Raw genomic sequence first — 17,727 nt, forward strand, 5'->3', positions numbered from 1 at the left:
CAAGGCGCGCAGCGTACGCTTCGCGGCCGGCGTCGGCGTGAGCCTGAGCGTGGCCTCGGTGATGACGGCCAGTGTGCCTTCCGAGCCGATCAAAAGGCGTGTCAGGTCATAGCCGACCACGCCCTTGGTGGTGAGCACGCCGGTACGGATGTCCTCGCCGGCGCCGGTGACGGCGCGCAGGCCCAGGGTGTTCTCGCGCGGCGTGCCGTACTTCACGGCCTGCGGGCCGGCGGCATTGCAGGCCAGGTTGCCGCCGACCGTCGCGTACGCCGCGCTGCTGGGGTCCGGCGGCCAGAACAGGCCGTGCGCGGCCAGCGCCGCCTGCAGCTCGGCATTGGTCACGCCGGGCTCGACCACGGCCAGGCGGTCCGCGGGACGGATGTCCAGAATCCGGTTCATGCGCTCGAGCGATAGCACCACCCCGCCCTGCACCGGCACCGTCGCGCCGGTGGTGTTGGTGCCGCGCCCGCGTGCCACCAGCGGCTGACGGTGGCGGTTGCACAGGCGTACCACGTCGCGCACTTCATCCGCGGTCTGTGCGAACACGACCGCGTCCGGCAGCGCGAGGCGCCGGCTGTTGTCGTAGCCGTAGGGCAGCCGGTCGGCGGGGTCGGTCAGGACATTAACGGCGCCGACCGTGGTGCGCAGCCCGGCCAGGCATTCGGCGTCGAGGCTGCGCCCGGCCATCGCTATCCCGCGGGATAGAGGATCTCGTCGATGAGATCGCACAGGCAGTGGATGAATACCAGGTGCACTTCCTGGATGCGCGCGGTGACGCTGTGCGCGGCACGCAGTTCGATGTCGTCGCCGCGCAGCAGCGGCGCCAGCTTGCCGCCGTCGCGCCCGGTCAGCGCGAGGACGGTCATGCCGAGTTGGTGCGCCGCCTCGACCGCGCGCAGCACGTTGGGCGAGTTGCCCGAGGTGGTGATGCCGACCAGGATATCGCCCGGCCGGCCGAGTGCCCGCACCTGCTTGGCGAACACCTCCTCGTAGCTGTAGTCGTTGGCGATCGAGGTCAGCGTGCCGGTGTCGGTGGACAGCGCGATGCCGGCCAGCGAGGGGCGCTCGCGCTCGAAGCGGTTGAGCAGCTCCGAGGACAGATGCTGGGCGTCGCCGGCCGAGCCGCCGTTGCCGCAGGACAGGATCTTGTGGCCGGCGCGCAGGCGCTCGGCCATCAGCCGGCCGGCCGCGGTCAGCGCCGGCACGCAGCGCGCCAGCGTGTCCTGCTTGGCCTTGAGGCTCTCGGCGAAATGCTGCTGGATGCGGGTTTCAAGCTTGGATTGGCTCATGTTCGGCTGTCCTAAAAACCCCCGGCGTCGAAGGCGCCGCGAATCCAGTGCAGTTTACCCGTCGGCTCGATCGCAATCACGTCGAAACGCAGCGGGCGCCCGGCCAGTGCCGGCCGCTGCGCCAGCAGCAGGCGGGTGGCCTGGACGATGCGCTCGCGCTTGCGCGCATCGATGCTGGCCAGCGCGCCGCCGTAGGCGGCATGTCCGCGGCGGCGCACCTCGGCCACCACCACGGTCGCGCCGTCCATCAGCACCAGATCGAGTTCGCCGCGGCGGGTGCGGAAGTTGCGCTGCAGCAGCCGCAGGCCCTGCTGCCGCAGGTATTCACAGGCCCGGTCTTCGGCGTCCCTGCCGCGGTCGTTCATGGGGTGGCGGCGGCGACCCCGTCGAGCAGCCGCGCGCGGCCGCCGCGGAATTCCGCCCACAGCAGGCTGCGGCGCACGCGGCCGTCTTCGCTCAGGCGCAAGTGCCCGGTGACGCCGCTGTAGTCCCGGCCGCCGCCTTCGCCCAGACGCAGCGCCAGGCGCGCGGCGTCGAACCCGAAGGCGTACAGCCGCGGATGGCGGGGATAGGTTTCCGGCCACAGGCCGCGGATGCGTTCGCGCGGCGCGGCCTCCTCGCCGGTTGCCAGCAGGAAGGGCATGTCACAGAAGCGGATGTCCTCGAGATCGGCGTCACGCGCCGGCGCAGCCGAGCCCTCGTACACCAGCGAGGTGGCATACAGCGGCAGCTGCCCGGCGCCGAGGAAACGGAACTGCGGCCGGATCAGCCGCGCCTGCTGCGGCTGCGCGGCGATGAACACGAAATCCGGCAGATCGCCGGGGCTGGCGGAGAATTGCACCCCGGCACCCAGCACCGCATCCAGCGCCTGCTTGCGCTGCGCGCTGTCCTCGAGCTTGAGCAGGCGCCGGACCGGCTCGGAAAAATCCTGCAGGCCCGGTGCAAATGTCTGTACATCGAGCAGGCTGCCGCCCTGGCCCTCGAAGCGCTCGCGGAAGGCCTCCAGCGTGCGGCGGCCCCAGTCGCCCTCCGGCACCAGCGCCACCGCCCGCCGGTGGCCGTCGGCCAGGGCGCGGTCCGCCGCCTGGCGCGCCTCGTCCTCCGGCGCCAAGCCGAACTGGTAGAAATTGGCCGGCGCCGGCTGGCCGGGTTCCAGATAATTCAGTGCCAACAAAGGCCGCGTCGGCGTGACCATGCGGGCCAGTGTCGCCACCGCCTCCTTGGACAGCGGGCCCACCACGAGGTCGGCCCCCGCGGCCAGTGCGCGCTCATAGACGGCGAGCACGCGATCGGGACTGCTGCCGCCGTCGTACACCCGCACGCGCGGCCGCGGCGTCGGCTGCTCGAACCAGGCGGCCAGGAAACCATCGCGCACGGCGCGCCCCGCCCCGGCCAGGGCGCCGCTCAGCGGCAGGATCAGCGCCACGACCCGTACCGGCCCGGCAGGCGCGACGCTCGCGGTGGTTTGCAGGCTGGCCGGCAGCGGCACGGGTTCCGCGGCGGCGGGTGTCGCGGCCTGGGCCTGTGCGATGGCACGCGATTCACCGCGCACCAGGTCCAGCACGGTATCGGCCGCGGGATGGTCGGGATAGCGCCATTCCCAGGCATCGAGCGCGTCGGCACGCTCGGCCGGGTCGCTCCAGACGGCGCGCTGCAGCATGGCCAGCTCCAGCCAGCCGCGCGTCACGCTGTCCAGGTCGTTACGCGTCTGGTGTTGCGTGCCGATCGACGGCGCCGTGCGCAGCGCATTCCAGATCTGGGCCTGGTTGCGTACGCGCGCCTCACGCCGCTCGAGCCAGCTCTCGCGCTGTACCAAGGTGCGTACCGCTTCCACCACCTCGCCCTGGCGCAGGTAAGCCTCGGCACGCACCGCCAGCAGGCGTTCGGCCAGATCCGCGTCCGCATCCTTGCCCGGCGGGGGCAGCCGCTGCAACCAGTCCGGCGGGCCGCCGGGCAGCCGCCCGAGACTGGCCAGCAGCAGATCCGCGCGCAAGCGCTCGGCCGGCGTGAGCTGGCTGGCATCGATTTTCTGCAGGGTCTGCGAAGCCAGATCGCGGCGCTCCGCGCGCAGCGCCGCCTCGGCCGCGCGGATCAGCAGCGGCGTGCGATCGGGTGGCGGCACCAGCGTGGCGGCCTGCAGGTAAATCTCTGCCGCCCCGGCATAGTCGCCATCGGCGTAGCGTTCGTCGGCTTCGACCTGGGCCGCAGTGCGCGGCGGCGCCGCGGTGGCCCAGGGCGCAGCCGCAGCCAGCAGCAGGACGAGACCCACTTCGAGCACCGCCCGTCGCACCCGGAAGTCCGGCCGGGGTCGTGGCGGAAGTTGCATGGTCTGACAGTACAGCACGCGCGAGCTTTATGATAACCGATCGATTCCGGTGCCGTACCCATGAGCCACCCCAGCGGATGCCTGTACGTAGTCGCCACCCCGATCGGCAACCTCGAGGACCTCTCCGCGCGCGCCCGGCGCATCCTGGGCGAAGTGGACCTGATCGCGGCCGAAGACACGCGCCACAGCGCCAGGCTGCTGCAGCACTTGGGCCTGCACACGCGCATGGTCTCGCTGCACCAGCACAACGAAAGCGCGCAGACGGTGGAGCTGCTCGAGCGTCTGCAGCGCGGCCAGAGCATCGCGCTGATCTCGGACGCCGGCACGCCGCTGCTGAGCGATCCCGGCTTCGAGCTGGTGCGCGCGGCACGCGCCGCCGGCCTGCCGGTCTATGCGGTGCCGGGCCCCTCGGCGCTGGTGGCAGCGCTGTCGGTCGCGGGCCTGCCGGCCGACCGCTTCGTGTTCGAAGGCTTCCTGCCGCACAAGCCGGCGGCGCGGCGCCGGGTGCTGGAAGGCTTCGCGCGCGAAACCCGCACCGTGGTCTGTTACGAGTCCAGCCACCGCATCGCCGAGGCGCTGGACGATGTCGTCGCCGCGCTCGGCGGCGAACGGCGCCTGGCGCTGGCGCGCGAGCTGACCAAGATCCACGAGCAGGTCGTGGCCGGCACCGCCGCCGAATTGCGCGACTGGCTGGCGGCCGACGCCGACCGCAGCCTGGGCGAGTTCGTGCTGCTGATCGCCGGCGCTCCCGAGCAGCGTCATGCGGATCAGATCACCGTGACCGTGGACGACTTGCTCAAGGCCCTGCTTGGCGCCATGAGCGTGAGCGAGGCGGCGCGCGTGGCGGCGGGCCTGAGCGGACTCAAGAAGAATGCGTTGTACGAACGGGCGCTGCAGCTGCAGGCGCAGAAATCCTGACCGCCCTGAATGGCCGTTGAAGAACGCTAAGCCGCTGGTCTATGGCTTCGGCCCCGGCATGGCCCTTTTCAGAGCGTACGGCGACAGGGATGTCGCCGTCCGAGCACGACATGAATGGCGCTTTTGCGTCTCTGAAAAGGGCCATGCCGGGGCTTCGCCTGCCGCTGTGCTGATGGGTCATTTCACAATCTTGAGCTGCGGCCGGCCGCGCTTGGGTGGCGCACCGGGCGCGGGTGCCGGCGGCGGCGACTCGGGTGGCGCGGCGCTGGCAGCCTCGACCTCGCCGAACACGATGCCCTCGCCGTTCTCGCGCGCATACACCGCCAGCACCGCCCCGGGCGGGACACGGACCTGCCAGGGCTGCCCGCCGAAGCGGGCGTTGAAGCGGATGCCGTCCGCCTCGATGAGCAGGCCCTGCGCGGCGCGCGGGCTGATGTTGAGGGTGATCTTGCCGTCCTGCGCGTACTGGCGCGGCACTTCGACGCCAGGCGCATCGGCAGCGACCACGATGTGCGGGGTCAGGCCGTTGTCGATGGCCCAGTCCACCATGGCGCGGATCAGGTAGGGTCGGCGTGAGCTGACGGCCATGATGGGGCCGGTGGGGGTCGTGAGGGCTCAGTCGCCCATGTCGCCGTCGTCGTCGCTGAGCGTGCGGCGGGTCAGGCGGCGCTCATGCAGGCGCTTGGCGTAACGCAGGATCGGCGCACCCTGCTTGGGCAGCTCCACCCCGTAGTGCTCCAGCCGCCACAGCACCGGCGCCAGCGTGCAGTCCACCAGCGAGTATTCGTCGCTGAGGAAGTAGGGCTTGGCGCTGAAGATGTCGACCACGCTCATCAGGTTGTCGCGCAGCTCCTTGCGCGCACGCCGCAGATCATTGGCGCTGCCGTCCTCGAGCACGGGCAGCAGCCGGTAGATGTCCTGCTCGATACGGTACAGCGCCAGACGGAAGCGCGCGCGCGTGACGGGATCGACCGGCATCAGCGGCGGGTGCGGGAAGCGCTCGTCGAGATACTCCATGATGATGCGCGGCTCGTACAGCACCAGCTCGCGGTCCACCAGCGTGGGCAGCGTGTTGTACGGGTTGAGGTCGAGCAGATCCTCGCTGGTCTCACCCGGCTTGAGCTCGATGATCTCGATGTTGGCGATGCCCTTTTCCTCGAGCACCAGGCGCACGCGCTGGCTCTGCGCGTCGTGCGGACGCGCGAACAGCATCATCTGGGAGCGGCGGTTGGCGACGATGGCCATGGCGGTTCGCGGTGTGCCCGGCCGTTGCCGGCCGGGCGCGCCGTCAGTGCACGTCCTTCCAGTATTCGCGCTTGAGCAGCCAGGCCAGCGCGGTGAAGACCAGCAGGAACAGGATCACCTTCACGCCCAGGCCGTAGCGCACCATGCGCGCCGGCTCGGCGGCATACACCATGAAGTTGGTCAGGTCACCAACGAACTCACGGTACTCCTTCGGCGTCAGACTGCCCGGCTGCACCAGCTCGAACTGCGGGCCCTTGCCGTGGCCGCCCGCCTCGCCCTCTTTCGGCTCGACCCGTTTCTGGTAGCCCTGCAGCGCGCCCAGCACGTGCGGCATGGACAGGCCCGGCAGCATCAGGTTGTTGACACCACTGGGCCTGGTCTCATCGACGTAGAAGGTCAAAAGGTAGCTGTACAGCCAGTCGTCGCCGCGCGAGCGCGCGGTCAGCGTCAGGTCCGGCGGTGCGCGGCCGAACCACACCGCCGACTTGTCCGCCGGCAGCGTGGTCTGGATGGTGTCGCCGGGGCGCGCGCCGGCCGGCGCCAGGTGCTTCATCACCAGGTCCTCCGGAATGCCGAGATCCTCAGCCAGGCGGTTGAAGCGTACGTACTTCATCGAGTGGCAGCCGACGCAGTAGTTCATGTAAGCCGCCGCGCCGCGCTGCAACGAGGCCTCGTTGCCGAGGTCCGGTTTGAAGCTGTACGGCGGCTTGACGCCGCCGGCGGCCAGCGCCGCGCCCGGCAGCAGGGCCAGCAGCAGGATGCGAATGCCGGTTTTCATTTTTGTGGAGCTCATTCGGTGACCCTCTCCGGCTCCGGCTTGACCGGGTCGATCCGGGTATACCAGGGCATCAGGATGAAGAACGCGAAGTAGATGAAGGTGCAGACCTGCGCGATCAGCGTCTTGAGCCCGCCCGGCGGCTGCGTGCCGAGATAGCCCAGGATCAGGAAGCTGATCGTGAACAGCGCCAGCGCGGTCTTGTAGTACGGGCCGCGGTAACGGATGGACTTCACCGGGCTCTTGTCCAGCCAGGGCAGGAAGAACAGGATCAGGACGGAACCCGCCAGGATCACCACGCCCCAGAACTTGGCGTCGATCCACAGGAAGTTGACCGTCACCGCGCGCAGCATCGCGTACTGCGGCGTGAAGTACCACACCGGCGCGATGTGCTCGGGCGTGGCCAGCGGATTGGCCGGCTCGAAATTGGGCTTCTCCAGGAAGTAGCCGAAGAAATCCGGCAGGAAGAACACCACGAACGCGGCCAGGATCAGGAACACGCCCACGCCGAACAGGTCCTTGACCGTGTAATAGGGATGGAACGGAATGCCGTCCAGCGGCACGCCGTCGGCGCCCTTCTTTTTCTTGATCTCGATACCGTCCGGGTTGTTCGAGCCCACCTCGTGCAGCGCCATCAGATGCGCGATCACCAGCCCGACCAGCAGGAAGGGAATGGCGACGAAGTGCAGTGCCGCGAAGCGGTTGATGGTGGCGTCGGCGATGAAGTAGTCACCCTGGATCCAGATCACCAGGTCCTCGCCGATCACGGGGATGGCGCCGAACAGCGAAATGATCACCTGCGCGCCCCAGTAGGACATCTGGCCCCAGGGCAGCACGTAGCCCAGGAAGGCCTCGGCCATGAGGCAGAGGAAGATCAGGCAGCCGAAGATCCAGATCAGTTCGCGCGGCTTGCGGTGCGAGCCGTACAGCAGCGCACGGTACATGTGCAGGAACACGACCACGAAGAAGGCCGAGGCGCCGGTCGAGTGCATGTAGCGGATCAGCCAGCCCCACTCGACGTCGCGCATGATGTACTCGACCGAGTCGAAGGCCAGGTTCGCGTCGGGCTTGAAGAACATGGCCAGCCAGATGCCGGTGAGCAGCTGGTTGACCAGCACCAGCAGCGCCAGCGAACCGAAGTAGTACCAGAAGTTGAAGTTCTTCGGCGCGTAGTACTCGGCGACGTGGTCCTTCCACAGCTTGGTCAGCGGGAAGCGGTCGTCGATCCAGCCGAGAAAGCCGGTGGTCTTGTACGGGTTGGGCGTGATGGCCATGTGTCAGTTTCCCCTCAAGCCTTGACCGGGTCTTCGCCGATGACGACGACGGTCTCGCCCTCGAAGCGGTAGGGCGGCACCTTCAGGTTGGTCGGCGCGGGCACATTCTTGTACACGCGCCCGGCCAGGTCGAAGCGCGAACCATGGCAGGGACAGAAGAAGCCGCCCTTCCAGTTCTTGTCGATGTCCGGCGCCGGGGTCTCGGGCCGGAACAGCGGCGAGCAGCCCAGATGGGTGCAGCTGCCGACCATGACCAGCACCTCGGGCCGCTGCGAGCGGGTCGGGCCGGTGATGTAGTCGGGCTGCTGCTTCTCCTCGGAGTTCGGATCGCGCAGCTCCTCGGGTGGCACCTGCGCCAGATTGTCCAGCATTTCCTTGCTGCGCTTGACGATCCAGACCGGCTTGCCGCGCCAGGCCACGGTCATCATCTCGCCGTCCTTGAGGGCGCTGATGTCGGCCTCGACCGGGGCGCCGGCGGCCTTGGCCTTGGCGCTCGGGCGCCAGGAGGCGATGTACGGGATGGCCCAGAACGCGGCGCCAATACCGCCGACGACGCTGGTGGCAAGGGTCAGAAAGCGCCGCTTGCCCGCGTCAACGACTGTCTCGCTCATTTACGGTGCTCCTCTCCGGATTACGAGGCCCCATCGGCCAGGCCTTGGGGATGGGCCGCGAGGCTGCGGCCCGGGAAAAACGGTTGGTCGGACTGGAGACGAACGCTCCAGCCATACTCCCGGGAAAAGTATATCCGTTGGCCGCGGCGGGCGGCTAGCCCCATGCCCAAAAAAGCCCGTCAGGACTGCAGTTGCGCGCTTTCGAGGGCCGCCAGGAAGGCGGTGTTCTCCGCCGGCTGGCCGACCGTGACCCGCAGGCAGCCGGCCAGCAGGGGGTGGCTGCCGTCCAGATTCTTGATCAGCACGCCGGCGGCCTTCAGTGTCGCGTGGATGCGGCCCGCCTGGCCGTCCGGCACGCGGAACAGGATGAAATTGGCCTGGCTCGGGTACACCGTCAGCCCCGGCAGGCGGGCGAGCGCCTGCGCCAGCACAGCGCGCTCGGCGCGGATGGCCTGCGCCTGGCGGGCGAAGACCTCGGCATGCGCCAGCGCGAATTCCGCAGACAGCTGAGTCAGCACGTTGATGTTGTAGGGCAGCCGGGTCTTGTCGAGCTCGCCCAGCCACTCGGATCGCCCGGCAATCAGGCCCAGGCGCAATCCGGCCAGGCCCAGCTTCGACACCGTGCGCATCACCAGCAGGTGGTCATACTCCGCCAGCCAGCCCAGGCAGTCGCCGTCGCAGAACGGGTAATAGGCCTCGTCCACCACCACCAGCCCCGGCGCGGCTTCGATGACCGATCGCATCGCGCTCGCCTCGAAGCGGTTGCCGGTGGGATTGTTGGGGCTGGCGAGGAACACCAGCGCCGGCCGGTGCCGGCGGATGGCGGCGAGCATGGTCTCGGGGTCGAGGGAGAAATCCGGCGTCCGCAGCGGCACGCCGGCAAAGCCGGTGCCGGTGAGCGCGGCGATCATGCGGAACATCACGAAGCCGGGCTCGGGCGTAAGGATCGTGCGGCCCGGGCCGCCGACGGCCAGCGCCAGCATCTGGATGATCTCGTCGGAACCATTGCCGAGCAGCAGCTCCGCCTGCGGCGGGATGCGCATCGCCTCGCGCAGCCGCGCCTTCAACGCCCGTGCCTGTGGATCGGGGTAGCGGTTGAGCGCCGCCGACGCCAGCTGTGCCTGCCAGTCGCGCAGCAGCTCGAGCGGCCAGCCGTAGGGGTTCTCCATCGCGTCGAGCTTGATCAGCCCCGCGCTGTCCGGCACGTGATAGGCCGCGAGCGCCCTGACTTCCGGCCGCACCCAGTCTTGTGGCCTACGGCTTGCCATGCCGGCGATAGTCCGCGGAACGGGCGTGCGCCGCCAGGCCCTCGCCTTCGGCCAGGGTCGCGGCAATCGCGGCCAGTTCGACCGCGCCTGCGGGCGAGGCCTCGATCAGGCTCGTGCGCTTCTGGAAGTCGTACACGCCCAGCGGCGAGGCGAAGCGCGCGCTGCGCCCGGTCGGCAGCACGTGGTTCGGGCCCGCGCAGTAGTCGCCGAAGGCCTCCGGCGTGTAGCGGCCCAGGAAGATCGCGCCGGCGTGGCGGATCTGCGGCAGCAGCGCCTGCGGCGCCGCCACCGACAGCTCCAGGTGCTCGGGCGCCAGGCGGTTGGCCAGTGCACAGGCTTCGTCGAGATCGCGCACCCGGATCAGCGCGCCGCGGCCGGCCAGCGACTGGCGGATGATGTCGGCACGCGGCAGCTCGGCAATCAGGCGGGACATGCCCGCGGACACTGCGTCCAGGAAGGCCGCGTCCGGCGACAGCAGGATCGCCTGCGCGGTCTCGTCGTGCTCGGCCTGCGAGAACAGGTCCATGGCGATCCAGTCCGGGTGGGTTTGCCCGTCGCAGATCACGAGGATTTCCGAGGGCCCGGCCACCATGTCGATGCCGACCGTGCCGAACACCAGACGCTTGGCGGCGGCGACATAGGCGTTGCCCGGGCCGACGATCTTGTCCACCGCCGGCAGGGTTTCGGTGCCATAGGCCAGCGCCGCCACCGCCTGCGCGCCGCCGAGCGTGAACACACGGTCCACCCCGGCGATCGCGGCCGCCGCCAGCACCAGCGGATTCAGCTCGCCCCTGGGTGCCGGTACCGTCATGACGATCTCGCGCACGCCGGCGACGCGCGCCGGGATCACGTTCATCAGCACCGAGGAGGGGTAGCTGGCCTTGCCGCCCGGCACGTACACGCCGACGCGGTCCAGCGGCGTCACGCGCTGGCCGAGCCGGTTGCCCTGCGCATCGGCGAACTCCCAAGACTCGAGTTTCTGACGCTCGGCATAGGCGCGCAACCGTGCCGCGGCGGCCTCCAGCGCCTGGCGCGCGGCGGGGGTAATCTCGTTCAACGCAGTCTTGAGCCTTGCGGCCGGCACTTCCAGGCTGGCGACGCTGCCGGCCTCGAGGCCATCGAAGCGGTGCGTGTAGTCCAGCAACGCGGCATCGCCGCGCGCACGCACCTCGGCCAGAATCGCGCGCACGGCGGATTCGACCGCAGCGTCGCCCTGCGGGTCGTAGTCGGTCAGCCGGCGGAAGGCGGCCTCGAAGCCGGGGTCCGCAGTGGACAGGCGCTGGATCGGGATCATGGGTTCAGGCGGCCTGCGGCCGCGCCCGTGCCAGCGCCTCGATCAGCGCCTGCAGGCGCGCGTGCTTCATCTTCATCGCCGCCTTGTTGACGATCAGGCGCGAGCTGATCGGCTGCAGGGTTTCCATCTGCACCAGTCCATTGGCCTTGAGCGTCTTGCCGGTGTCCACCAGGTCCACGATCAGGTCGGCCAGCCCGACCAGCGGCGCCAGCTCCATCGAGCCGTACAGCTTGATCAGCTCGACCTGCTGGCCGCGCGCCGCGAAGAAACGGCGCGTGACCTCGACATACTTGGTGGCGACACGCAGCCGCCGCCCGGCGGCGGCCTCGAGCGCGCCCGGCAGGCCCGCCACCATCAGCCGGCAGCGCGCGATACCCAAGTCCAGCGGCTCGTACAGGTTTTCGCCGCCGTGCTCGAGCAGCACGTCCTTGCCGGCGATGCCGCAGTCGGCGGCGCCGTATTCCACGAAGGTGGGCACGTCGGCGGCGCGGATGACGATGAGTTCGACGTCCCGGCGATGGGTGGCAAAACGCAGCAGACGGCTGTGCAGCGGGTTCTCGCGCGGGACGATGCCGGCGCGCGCCAAGAGCGGCAGCGCATCCTGCAGGATGCGGCCCTTCGACACGGCGATGGTCAGCGGCGCAGTACTCATGGGTAGCTTCAGACCGCGGCTGCGGCGGCGGGTTTCTTTTTGACCGGCTCGCGCTTGATGCTGGCGCCCAGCTGCGAGAGCTTCTCCTCGATCACCTCGTAACCGCGGTCGATGTGATAGATGCGCTGCACCGTGGTCTCGCCCTCGGCCGCCAGGCCGGCCAGTACCAGGCTGGCCGAGGCGCGCAGATCGGTGGCCATCACCGGTGCGCCCGACAGCCGCTCCACGCCCTTGATGATCACGGTGTTGCCTTCGATGCGGATCTGGGCGCCCATGCGCTGCAGCTCCAGCACGTGCATGAAGCGATTCTCGAACACGGTCTCGGTGATGGCGCCGGTGCCCTGGGCCACCGTGTCCAGCGCCACGAACTGCGCCTGCATGTCGGTCGGGAAGGCCGGGTACGGGGCGGTGCGGATGTCCACCGCCTTCGGCCGGCGGCCGCGCATGTCCACCTCGATCCAGTCCTCGCCGCTGGTCACGGTGGCGCCCGCCTCCTGCAGCTTGAGCAGCACGGCCTCCAGCAGCAGCGGCGAGGTCTCGCGCACGCGCACGCGGCCGCGGGTGATCGCCGCCGCCACCAGGAAAGTGCCGGTCTCGATGCGATCCGGCAGCACGCGGTACTCGGCACCGTGCAATTTTTTCACGCCCTCGATGGTCAGTACCGAGGTGCCGGCGCCCTGCACCCGAGCGCCCATCTTGTTGAGACAGTTGGCCAGGTCCACGACCTCGGGCTCGCGCGCGGCGTTCTCGATGATGGTCGTGCCCTCGGCCAGGGTCGCGGCCATCATCAGGTTCTCGGTACCGGTCACAGTGACAGTCTCATGCACCAGCCGCGCACCCTTCAGGCGCCTGGCCCTGGCGCGGATGTAGCCCTCCTCCACCCGGATCTCGGCGCCCATGGCCTCCAGGCCGGCCAGGTGGATGTCCACGGGACGGGCGCCGATGGCGCAGCCGCCTGGCAGCGCGACCTCGGCCTCGCCGCGCGCCGCCAGCAGCGGCCCCAGCACCAGGATCGAGGCGCGCATGGTCTTGACCAGGTCGTAGGGTGCGACGAAAGACTTGATCGTGCTCGCGTTGGCTTCCACCACCATCTTCTCGCCAATGGTGACCGACACCCCCATCTGCGCCAGCAGCGTGTTGGTGGTCGTGACGTCCTCCAGGTGCGGGACGTTGTGGATCACCAAGGGCTCGTCGGTGAGCAGGCAGGCGGCCATGATCGGCAGCGTGGCGTTCTTGGCGCCGGAGGCGCGCACCTCGCCGTCGAGCGGCCGGCCGCCGCGGATGATGAGCTGTTCCATGTCAGGCCCTCAGCGCAGCCCCTGCTGCGCCGCCTGTTCGGGCGTCAGGGTGCGCAGCGACAGCGCGTGGATGTCGGTGCCCATGCGCGCGCCCAGTGTCGCATACACCATGCGGTGCTGAACCAGTATGCTCCGGCCGGCGAAATCGGGGCTGATGACGATGGCCTCGAAGTGCGTGCCGTCGTCGCCCGCCACCCGGGCTTCGGCGCCCGGCAGGCCGGCTTCGATGAGTTGCTTGATCTGGTCGGGGGTAACCATGGGAGTCGCCGCGGCAAAAGTCGGCGAATTATACGCTGCGGCGCGTGTTGAGGCCGCCGGCTGTCCGGATAGCCAGCGGCCGCAGCGAGCGGGGTGGGCTGGTGAAGCGAAATCAAGCGCAGCCGAACCGGAGCCCCGCAGGGGCGCCGCGCCGGCGAGACGAGACATGGCGAGGCGAGCCAAGCGGCGGTGAGGCGAGCCATTCGCGGAAGCAGCCCACCCCGCTCGCTGAGGTCGCTGGCGACTATGGCCGGAGCTTGTAGCCCGACTGCAGCATGCCCAGGCACACGGCCGACACCGCCAGCGTGAAGCCGCCCACCACCGCCAGGCTCAGCCAGGGCGCGGCGTCGCCGACGCCGAAGAAGCCGTAGCGGAAGCCGTCGATCATGTAGAAGAACGGGTTGTAGTGGGACAGCTCGCGCCACAGCGGCGGCAGCGAGTGGATCGAATAGAACACGCCGCTCAGGAAGGACAGCGGCACGATGAAGAAATTCTGGAACGCCGACAGGTGCTCGAACTTGTCCGCCACGATGCCGCCGATCAGGCCGAGCACGCCCAGCGCGGCGCTGGCCAGCACCAGCATCGCCAGCATGAAGAACGGATGCGCCACCGGCAGCGGCGTGACCAGCCAGCCGAGCGCGTACAGGCCCGCCGCCACCATGGCCGCACGCAGCACGGCCGCAGAAATATAGGCCGCGAACAGCTCGAAGGCCGACAGCGGCGCCATCAGCACGAACACCAGGTTGCCCATCATCTTCGACTGGGTGACCGACGAGGAGGTGTTGGCGAAGGCGTTCTGGATCACGCTCATCATGATCAGGCCGGGAATCAGGAAGGCGGTGTAGCCGACGCCGGCATAGACCTGCAGGTTCTCGTCCATCACGTGGCCGAACACCAGCAGGTACAGCAGGGCCGTCACCACCGGCGTCAGCACCGTCTGCACCAGCACCGACAGGAAGCGGCGCGTCTCCTTCACGAACAGGGTCCAGGTGCCGTGCAGGTTCATGCGCCTTCCCCGTTGCCGGGCCCGATGAGCCCGACGAACACGTCCTCCAGCGTCGGCTCGCGCGAGTGCACGTCCTGCACGCGCAGGCCGGCATCGCGCAACGCGTCGAGCACCGCGGCGATGCCATGGCCGCGCGGCAGGCGCAGCTCGAGCTCGCCGTTGGCCTGCCCCACCTGCAGCGCACGCACCGCCTCCGGCAGTGGCGCGCCGCCTTCGACGCGCAGGCGCAGGAAGCGGAACGGGTGCCGGTCGAGCAACGCGCGCTTGCCCTCCAGCGCCTTGAGCTCGCCACGGTGCAGGATGGCGATGCGCTCGCACAGCTGCTCGGCCTCCTCGAGGTAATGCGTGGTCAGCACCACGGTATGCCCTTCGGCGTGCAGCCGGCGCGTGAACTGCCACAGCGTGCGGCGCAGCTCCACGTCCACGCCGGCGGTCGGCTCGTCCAGGATCAGCACCGGCGGCTTGTGCACCAGCGCCTGCGCGATCAGCACGCGCCGCTTCATGCCGCCGGACAGCTGGCGGATGGTGGCGTCGGCCTTGTCGGCGAGGTCGAGCTCCTCCAGCAGCTGCTCGATCCACGGCCACTGCGCGCGGCCTTTGCCATAGTAGCCGGCCTGCAGGCGCAGGATGTCGCGCACCGGGAAGAACGGGTCGTAGACCAGCTCCTGCGGCACCACGCCCAGCTTCAGTCGCGCGGCGCGCCAGTCGGCCAGCACGTCGTGCCCCAGCACCGCCACGCGGCCGCGGCTGGCGCGCACCAGGCCGGCGATGATGCTGATCAGGGTGGACTTGCCGGCGCCGTTGGGCCCCAGCAGGCCGAAGTATTCGCCCGGGCGGATGTCGAAGCTGACGCCGCGCAAGGCCTGCAGGCTGCCGTAGGACTTGTGCAGGTCCTCGATGCGGATGGCGGGCGGATTGGCGTCGGTGGCGGACAAGCGGCGCCATTATAAAGTGCCGCCGGCACCCGCGGTCGCCCCTGCGGCCGGCCGGTCCGCAAAAGCCCGCCGGAACCATGCGCTATCATAAGCGGCTCTATGGACCCCGAACGCCTCAAGAAACTCGGCCGCGCGGTCGTCGACACCGAGAATCGCGCGGTCGCCGCCCTGGCGGCGCGCGTGGACGACGCCTTCGTGCGCGCCTGCGAACTGATGCTGGGCTGCCAGGGCCGCGTGGTGGTGCTCGGCATGGGCAAGTCGGGCCATATCGGCGGCAAGATCGCCGCCACGTTGGCCAGCACCGGCACGCCGGCGTTCTTCGTGCATCCGGGCGAGGCCAGCCACGGCGACCTCGGCATGATCACGCCCAAGGACGTGGTACTGGCCATCTCCTATTCCGGCACCACCGGCGAGATCCTGGTGCTGTTGCCCATGCTCAAGCGCCTGGGTGTGGCGCTGATCGCGCTCACCGGCAAGTCGGACTCCGCGCTGGCCAAGGCCGCCGACGTACACATCGACGTGAGCGTGGCGCAGGAGGCCTGCCCGTTGAACCTGGCGCCCACGGCCAGCACGACGGCGACATTGGTAATGGGCGATGCGCTGGCCATCGCGCTGCTCGAGGCGCGCGGCTTCACCGAAGCCGATTTCGCGCTCTCGCATCCGGGCGGCGCCCTAGGCCGGCGCCTGCTGCTGCATGTTTCCGACATCATGCACACCGGCGCCGACATCCCACAGGTCGGACCCGACACGCCGCTGCGCGAGGCGCTGCTGGAAATGACGCGCAAGCGCCTGGGCATGACCGCGGTGGCGGATGGCGAAGGCCGGCTGCTCGGCATCTTCACCGACGGCGACCTGCGCCGCACGCTGGACCGCGACGTGGACGTGCGCAGCGCGCGCATCGCCGAGGTCATGACGCGCAACTGCAAGACGATCCGCGCCGACGTGCTGGCGGCCGAGGCGGTGCGGCTGATGGAGACGCACAAGATCAACGCACTGGTGGTGGTGGACGAGCGGCAGCGCATCGTCGGCGCGCTCAACATGCACGACCTGCTGCGCGCCGGGGTGGTCTGAGCATGGCCCGCAAACCAACACCGGCCGCCCTGCGCCGCAAGGCGGCGCGCATCGAGCTGGCGGTGTTCGACGTCGATGGGGTGATGACCGACGGGCGGCTGTACGTCGGCCCCGGCGGGCAGGAATTCAAGGCCGTGCACATCCACGACGGACACGGGCTCAAGCGCCTGATGGCCGCCGGCGTCGAGGTGGCGGTGATCAGCGGCCGGCGTTCGGAGGCGATCGAAGCGCGGCTGGCCGATCTCGGGGTCGAGCACGTGTTCATGGGCGCGGCCGACAAGCTGGCGATCTTCTGCGCGCTGTTGGAAGAACTGAACCTCGAGCCGCACCAGGTGGCCTATATGGGCGACGACGAGCCCGACCTCGGGCCCATGCGCGTGGCCGGCCTGGCCCTGGCCGTGCGCAACGCGGTGCCGGAGATCCGCGCCGCTGCGGACTGGGTCAGCACGCGCGACGGCGGCGACGGGGCGGTGCGCGAGGCCTGCGAGCTGCTGATCGCCGCGCGCGGGCGCCGGTAGGGTCATGGCGCGGCTGGTGCTGTCGCGGGCGTTCTGGCTGCTGCTCGGCGCGGCGGTCATGATCTTCGTGGTGGCCGGCGGCTGGCTGAGCCGCGTGCAGCCGCCGCCTGCGCTGCCGGAGACGCCGCCGCCGCGTGCCGACTTCTACCTGCGCGACGCCGATATCGAAGTGATGGACGCGGAGGGACGGCTGAGTTACCGCGTGCATACCGCCGAGCTGCTGCGCTACAACGACATGTCCTCGCGCCTGGCCAAGGTACGCATCGAGGCGCTCGGCGGGCGCGAAGGGGTATGGCAGCTGGAGGCCGAGGAAGCGCTCATCTCCCGGCACCGGGAGCAGCTGCTGCTGCGCGGGGACGTGCGCATGCGCACCGAGGGCCCCGGGGGCGCCACCCTGCTGACCACCGATACACTCACTGTCGCGATCAAGGATCGGCGCCTGACCACCGCCGATCCGGTTACCATCGTGGGTCCTGAGTTCCAGACCCGGGCGGTCGGCATGCAGGCCGACTTCCGGAACCGCGACCTCACCCTGCTCAACCAGGTACGAAGCCACTATGCGCCCTGATCGCCGCCTGTTGCTGTTGTGGCTGCCGCTGCTGCTGGCGGCCGCGCCCCTCTTGGCCCAGACCGGCGGCGCGCGCAGTACGGCCGCGCCGCGCCAGCCGATCCGCATCGAGGCCGATCGCGCCGAGATCACCGAGCAGACCGGCGTCAGCGTGTACAGCGGGCGGGTGAGCCTGAAACAGGGCGACCTGGAGATGCAGGGCGAGCGGCTGGAAATCCGCCGCGACGGCCGCAGCGGCGAGATCCACGCCGTGCTCAGCGGCAAGCCGGCGGTGCTGCGCCAGCCGACCGACACCGGCGAGATGGTCAACGCCCGCGCCGAACGCATCGACTACCGCTCGCGCGACAAGAGCCTGGACCTGCAGGGCAACGCCGAGTTCGTGCGTGGTCGCGACCGCGTCAGCGGTCAGAGCATCCGTTAC

21 protein-coding genes are annotated in these 17,727 nt (G+C 69.7%); 5 read left to right on the forward strand and 16 right to left on the reverse strand.

All coding sequences use genetic code 11. The features are described from left to right. The 4 genes from VNJ47_05630 to VNJ47_05645 form a co-directional block, all read right to left on the reverse strand. Positions 1-687, reverse strand: a 687-nt coding sequence (locus tag VNJ47_05630; GenBank protein HXG28315.1) for an FAD-binding oxidoreductase, incomplete at its 3' end; no start/stop codon positions are given. Positions 688-689: 2 nt separating this feature from the next. After that, on the reverse strand, positions 690-1,289 hold the full coding sequence (locus VNJ47_05635) for a phosphoheptose isomerase (protein ID HXG28316.1): 600 nt from the start codon (positions 1,287-1,289) through the stop codon (positions 690-692). An 11-nt stretch (positions 1,290-1,300) separates the two neighbouring features. Then, a complete protein-coding gene (locus VNJ47_05640; protein HXG28317.1) occupies positions 1,301-1,654 on the reverse strand; it encodes a YraN family protein in 354 nt (117 codons plus the stop codon). Continuing rightward, the gene (locus VNJ47_05645; protein HXG28318.1) at positions 1,651-3,558 is read right to left on the reverse strand and encodes a penicillin-binding protein activator; all 1,908 of its coding nucleotides are present in this window, start codon (positions 3,556-3,558) and stop codon (positions 1,651-1,653) included. The genes VNJ47_05640 and VNJ47_05645 overlap by 4 nt, the downstream gene beginning before the upstream one ends. A gap of 117 nt (positions 3,559-3,675) precedes the next feature. Here VNJ47_05645 and rsmI point away from each other — a divergent pair, with 117 nt between their 5' ends. Beyond that, the gene (gene rsmI / locus VNJ47_05650; GenBank protein ID HXG28319.1) at positions 3,676-4,533 is read left to right on the forward strand and encodes a 16S rRNA (cytidine(1402)-2'-O)-methyltransferase; all 858 of its coding nucleotides are present in this window, start codon (positions 3,676-3,678) and stop codon (positions 4,531-4,533) included. Positions 4,534-4,710: 177 nt separating this feature from the next. Here the strand turns inward: rsmI and VNJ47_05655 are convergent, their stop codons facing one another. From VNJ47_05655 to VNJ47_05710, 12 genes are all read right to left on the reverse strand, one after another. After that, positions 4,711-5,121, reverse strand: coding sequence for a ClpXP protease specificity-enhancing factor (locus VNJ47_05655; protein HXG28320.1), 411 nt, complete (start codon positions 5,119-5,121; stop codon positions 4,711-4,713). A 27-nt stretch (positions 5,122-5,148) separates the two neighbouring features. Continuing rightward, the gene (locus tag VNJ47_05660; protein ID HXG28321.1) at positions 5,149-5,778 is read right to left on the reverse strand and encodes a glutathione S-transferase N-terminal domain-containing protein; all 630 of its coding nucleotides are present in this window, start codon (positions 5,776-5,778) and stop codon (positions 5,149-5,151) included. A 43-nt stretch (positions 5,779-5,821) separates the two neighbouring features. After that, positions 5,822-6,556, reverse strand: coding sequence for a cytochrome c1 (locus tag VNJ47_05665; protein HXG28322.1), 735 nt, complete (start codon positions 6,554-6,556; stop codon positions 5,822-5,824). Between the two features lie 11 nt (positions 6,557-6,567). Next, positions 6,568-7,827, reverse strand: coding sequence for a cytochrome bc complex cytochrome b subunit (locus VNJ47_05670; GenBank protein HXG28323.1), 1,260 nt, complete (start codon positions 7,825-7,827; stop codon positions 6,568-6,570). A 14-nt stretch (positions 7,828-7,841) separates the two neighbouring features. Further along, the gene (gene petA, locus VNJ47_05675; protein ID HXG28324.1) at positions 7,842-8,438 is read right to left on the reverse strand and encodes a ubiquinol-cytochrome c reductase iron-sulfur subunit; all 597 of its coding nucleotides are present in this window, start codon (positions 8,436-8,438) and stop codon (positions 7,842-7,844) included. 179 nt (positions 8,439-8,617) lie between these two features. Continuing rightward, on the reverse strand, positions 8,618-9,706 hold the full coding sequence (gene hisC, locus VNJ47_05680) for a histidinol-phosphate transaminase (GenBank protein ID HXG28325.1): 1,089 nt from the start codon (positions 9,704-9,706) through the stop codon (positions 8,618-8,620). After that, entirely contained in the window at positions 9,693-11,000 is a 1,308-nt protein-coding gene (gene hisD / locus VNJ47_05685; protein ID HXG28326.1) for a histidinol dehydrogenase, read from the reverse strand. Before hisD ends, hisC begins: the two co-directional genes overlap by 14 nt. A 4-nt stretch (positions 11,001-11,004) precedes the next feature. Further along, positions 11,005-11,652: an ATP phosphoribosyltransferase gene (hisG, locus tag VNJ47_05690; protein HXG28327.1), complete on the reverse strand. Its 648-nt coding sequence runs from the start codon at positions 11,650-11,652 to the stop codon at positions 11,005-11,007. 8 nt (positions 11,653-11,660) lie between these two features. Continuing rightward, positions 11,661-12,950, reverse strand: a complete 1,290-nt coding sequence (murA, locus tag VNJ47_05695) for a UDP-N-acetylglucosamine 1-carboxyvinyltransferase (GenBank protein HXG28328.1) — start codon at positions 12,948-12,950, stop codon at positions 11,661-11,663. Positions 12,951-12,959: 9 nt separating this feature from the next. After that, positions 12,960-13,208, reverse strand: a complete 249-nt coding sequence (locus VNJ47_05700; protein HXG28329.1) for a BolA/IbaG family iron-sulfur metabolism protein — start codon at positions 13,206-13,208, stop codon at positions 12,960-12,962. A 244-nt stretch (positions 13,209-13,452) separates the two neighbouring features. Then, complete coding sequence (locus VNJ47_05705; protein ID HXG28330.1) at positions 13,453-14,214, reverse strand: ABC transporter permease; 762 nt, start codon at positions 14,212-14,214, stop codon at positions 13,453-13,455. Continuing rightward, positions 14,211-15,149: an ABC transporter ATP-binding protein gene (locus VNJ47_05710; GenBank protein HXG28331.1), complete on the reverse strand. Its 939-nt coding sequence runs from the start codon at positions 15,147-15,149 to the stop codon at positions 14,211-14,213. Before VNJ47_05710 ends, VNJ47_05705 begins: the two co-directional genes overlap by 4 nt. Positions 15,150-15,248: 99 nt before the next feature. Here VNJ47_05710 and VNJ47_05715 point away from each other — a divergent pair, with 99 nt between their 5' ends. The 4 genes from VNJ47_05715 to lptA form a co-directional block, all read left to right on the forward strand. Continuing rightward, a complete protein-coding gene (locus tag VNJ47_05715; GenBank protein HXG28332.1) occupies positions 15,249-16,220 on the forward strand; it encodes a KpsF/GutQ family sugar-phosphate isomerase in 972 nt (323 codons plus the stop codon). A gap of 2 nt (positions 16,221-16,222) precedes the next feature. After that, positions 16,223-16,738, forward strand: coding sequence for an HAD-IIIA family hydrolase (locus tag VNJ47_05720; GenBank protein ID HXG28333.1), 516 nt, complete (start codon positions 16,223-16,225; stop codon positions 16,736-16,738). 4 nt (positions 16,739-16,742) lie between these two features. Then, positions 16,743-17,306: an LPS export ABC transporter periplasmic protein LptC gene (gene lptC / locus VNJ47_05725; GenBank protein ID HXG28334.1), complete on the forward strand. Its 564-nt coding sequence runs from the start codon at positions 16,743-16,745 to the stop codon at positions 17,304-17,306. Beyond that, a partial coding sequence (gene lptA, locus VNJ47_05730; protein HXG28335.1) for a lipopolysaccharide transport periplasmic protein LptA occupies positions 17,296-17,727 on the forward strand: 432 nt, incomplete at its 3' end. The genes lptC and lptA, both read left to right, overlap by 11 nt.

This window comes from Nevskiales bacterium (genome assembly GCA_035574475.1).
GTDB lineage: Bacteria > Pseudomonadota > Gammaproteobacteria > Nevskiales > DATLYR01 > DATLYR01.

Bases quoted from the DNA above. Each gene is read 5' to 3' on its own strand.
- VNJ47_05635 (HXG28316.1), bottom strand. From the start codon at position 1,289: ATGAGCCAATCCAAGCTTGAAACCCGCATCCAGCAGCATTTCGCCGAG.
- VNJ47_05640 (HXG28317.1), bottom strand. From the start codon at position 1,654: ATGAACGACCGCGGCAGGGACGCCGAAGACCGGGCCTGTGAATACCTG.
- rsmI (HXG28319.1), top strand. From the start codon at position 3,676: ATGAGCCACCCCAGCGGATGCCTGTACGTAGTCGCCACCCCGATCGGC.
- VNJ47_05655 (HXG28320.1), bottom strand. From the start codon at position 5,121: ATGGCCGTCAGCTCACGCCGACCCTACCTGATCCGCGCCATGGTGGAC.
- VNJ47_05660 (HXG28321.1), bottom strand. From the start codon at position 5,778: ATGGCCATCGTCGCCAACCGCCGCTCCCAGATGATGCTGTTCGCGCGT.
- VNJ47_05665 (HXG28322.1), bottom strand. From the start codon at position 6,556: ATGAAAACCGGCATTCGCATCCTGCTGCTGGCCCTGCTGCCGGGCGCG.
- VNJ47_05670 (HXG28323.1), bottom strand. From the start codon at position 7,827: ATGGCCATCACGCCCAACCCGTACAAGACCACCGGCTTTCTCGGCTGG.
- petA (HXG28324.1), bottom strand. From the start codon at position 8,438: ATGAGCGAGACAGTCGTTGACGCGGGCAAGCGGCGCTTTCTGACCCTT.
- hisC (HXG28325.1), bottom strand. From the start codon at position 9,706: ATGGCAAGCCGTAGGCCACAAGACTGGGTGCGGCCGGAAGTCAGGGCG.
- hisD (HXG28326.1), bottom strand. From the start codon at position 11,000: ATGATCCCGATCCAGCGCCTGTCCACTGCGGACCCCGGCTTCGAGGCC.
- hisG (HXG28327.1), bottom strand. From the start codon at position 11,652: ATGAGTACTGCGCCGCTGACCATCGCCGTGTCGAAGGGCCGCATCCTG.
- murA (HXG28328.1), bottom strand. From the start codon at position 12,950: ATGGAACAGCTCATCATCCGCGGCGGCCGGCCGCTCGACGGCGAGGTG.
- VNJ47_05700 (HXG28329.1), bottom strand. From the start codon at position 13,208: ATGGTTACCCCCGACCAGATCAAGCAACTCATCGAAGCCGGCCTGCCG.
- VNJ47_05705 (HXG28330.1), bottom strand. From the start codon at position 14,214: ATGAACCTGCACGGCACCTGGACCCTGTTCGTGAAGGAGACGCGCCGC.
- VNJ47_05715 (HXG28332.1), top strand. From the start codon at position 15,249: ATGGACCCCGAACGCCTCAAGAAACTCGGCCGCGCGGTCGTCGACACC.
- VNJ47_05720 (HXG28333.1), top strand. From the start codon at position 16,223: ATGGCCCGCAAACCAACACCGGCCGCCCTGCGCCGCAAGGCGGCGCGC.
- lptC (HXG28334.1), top strand. From the start codon at position 16,743: ATGGCGCGGCTGGTGCTGTCGCGGGCGTTCTGGCTGCTGCTCGGCGCG.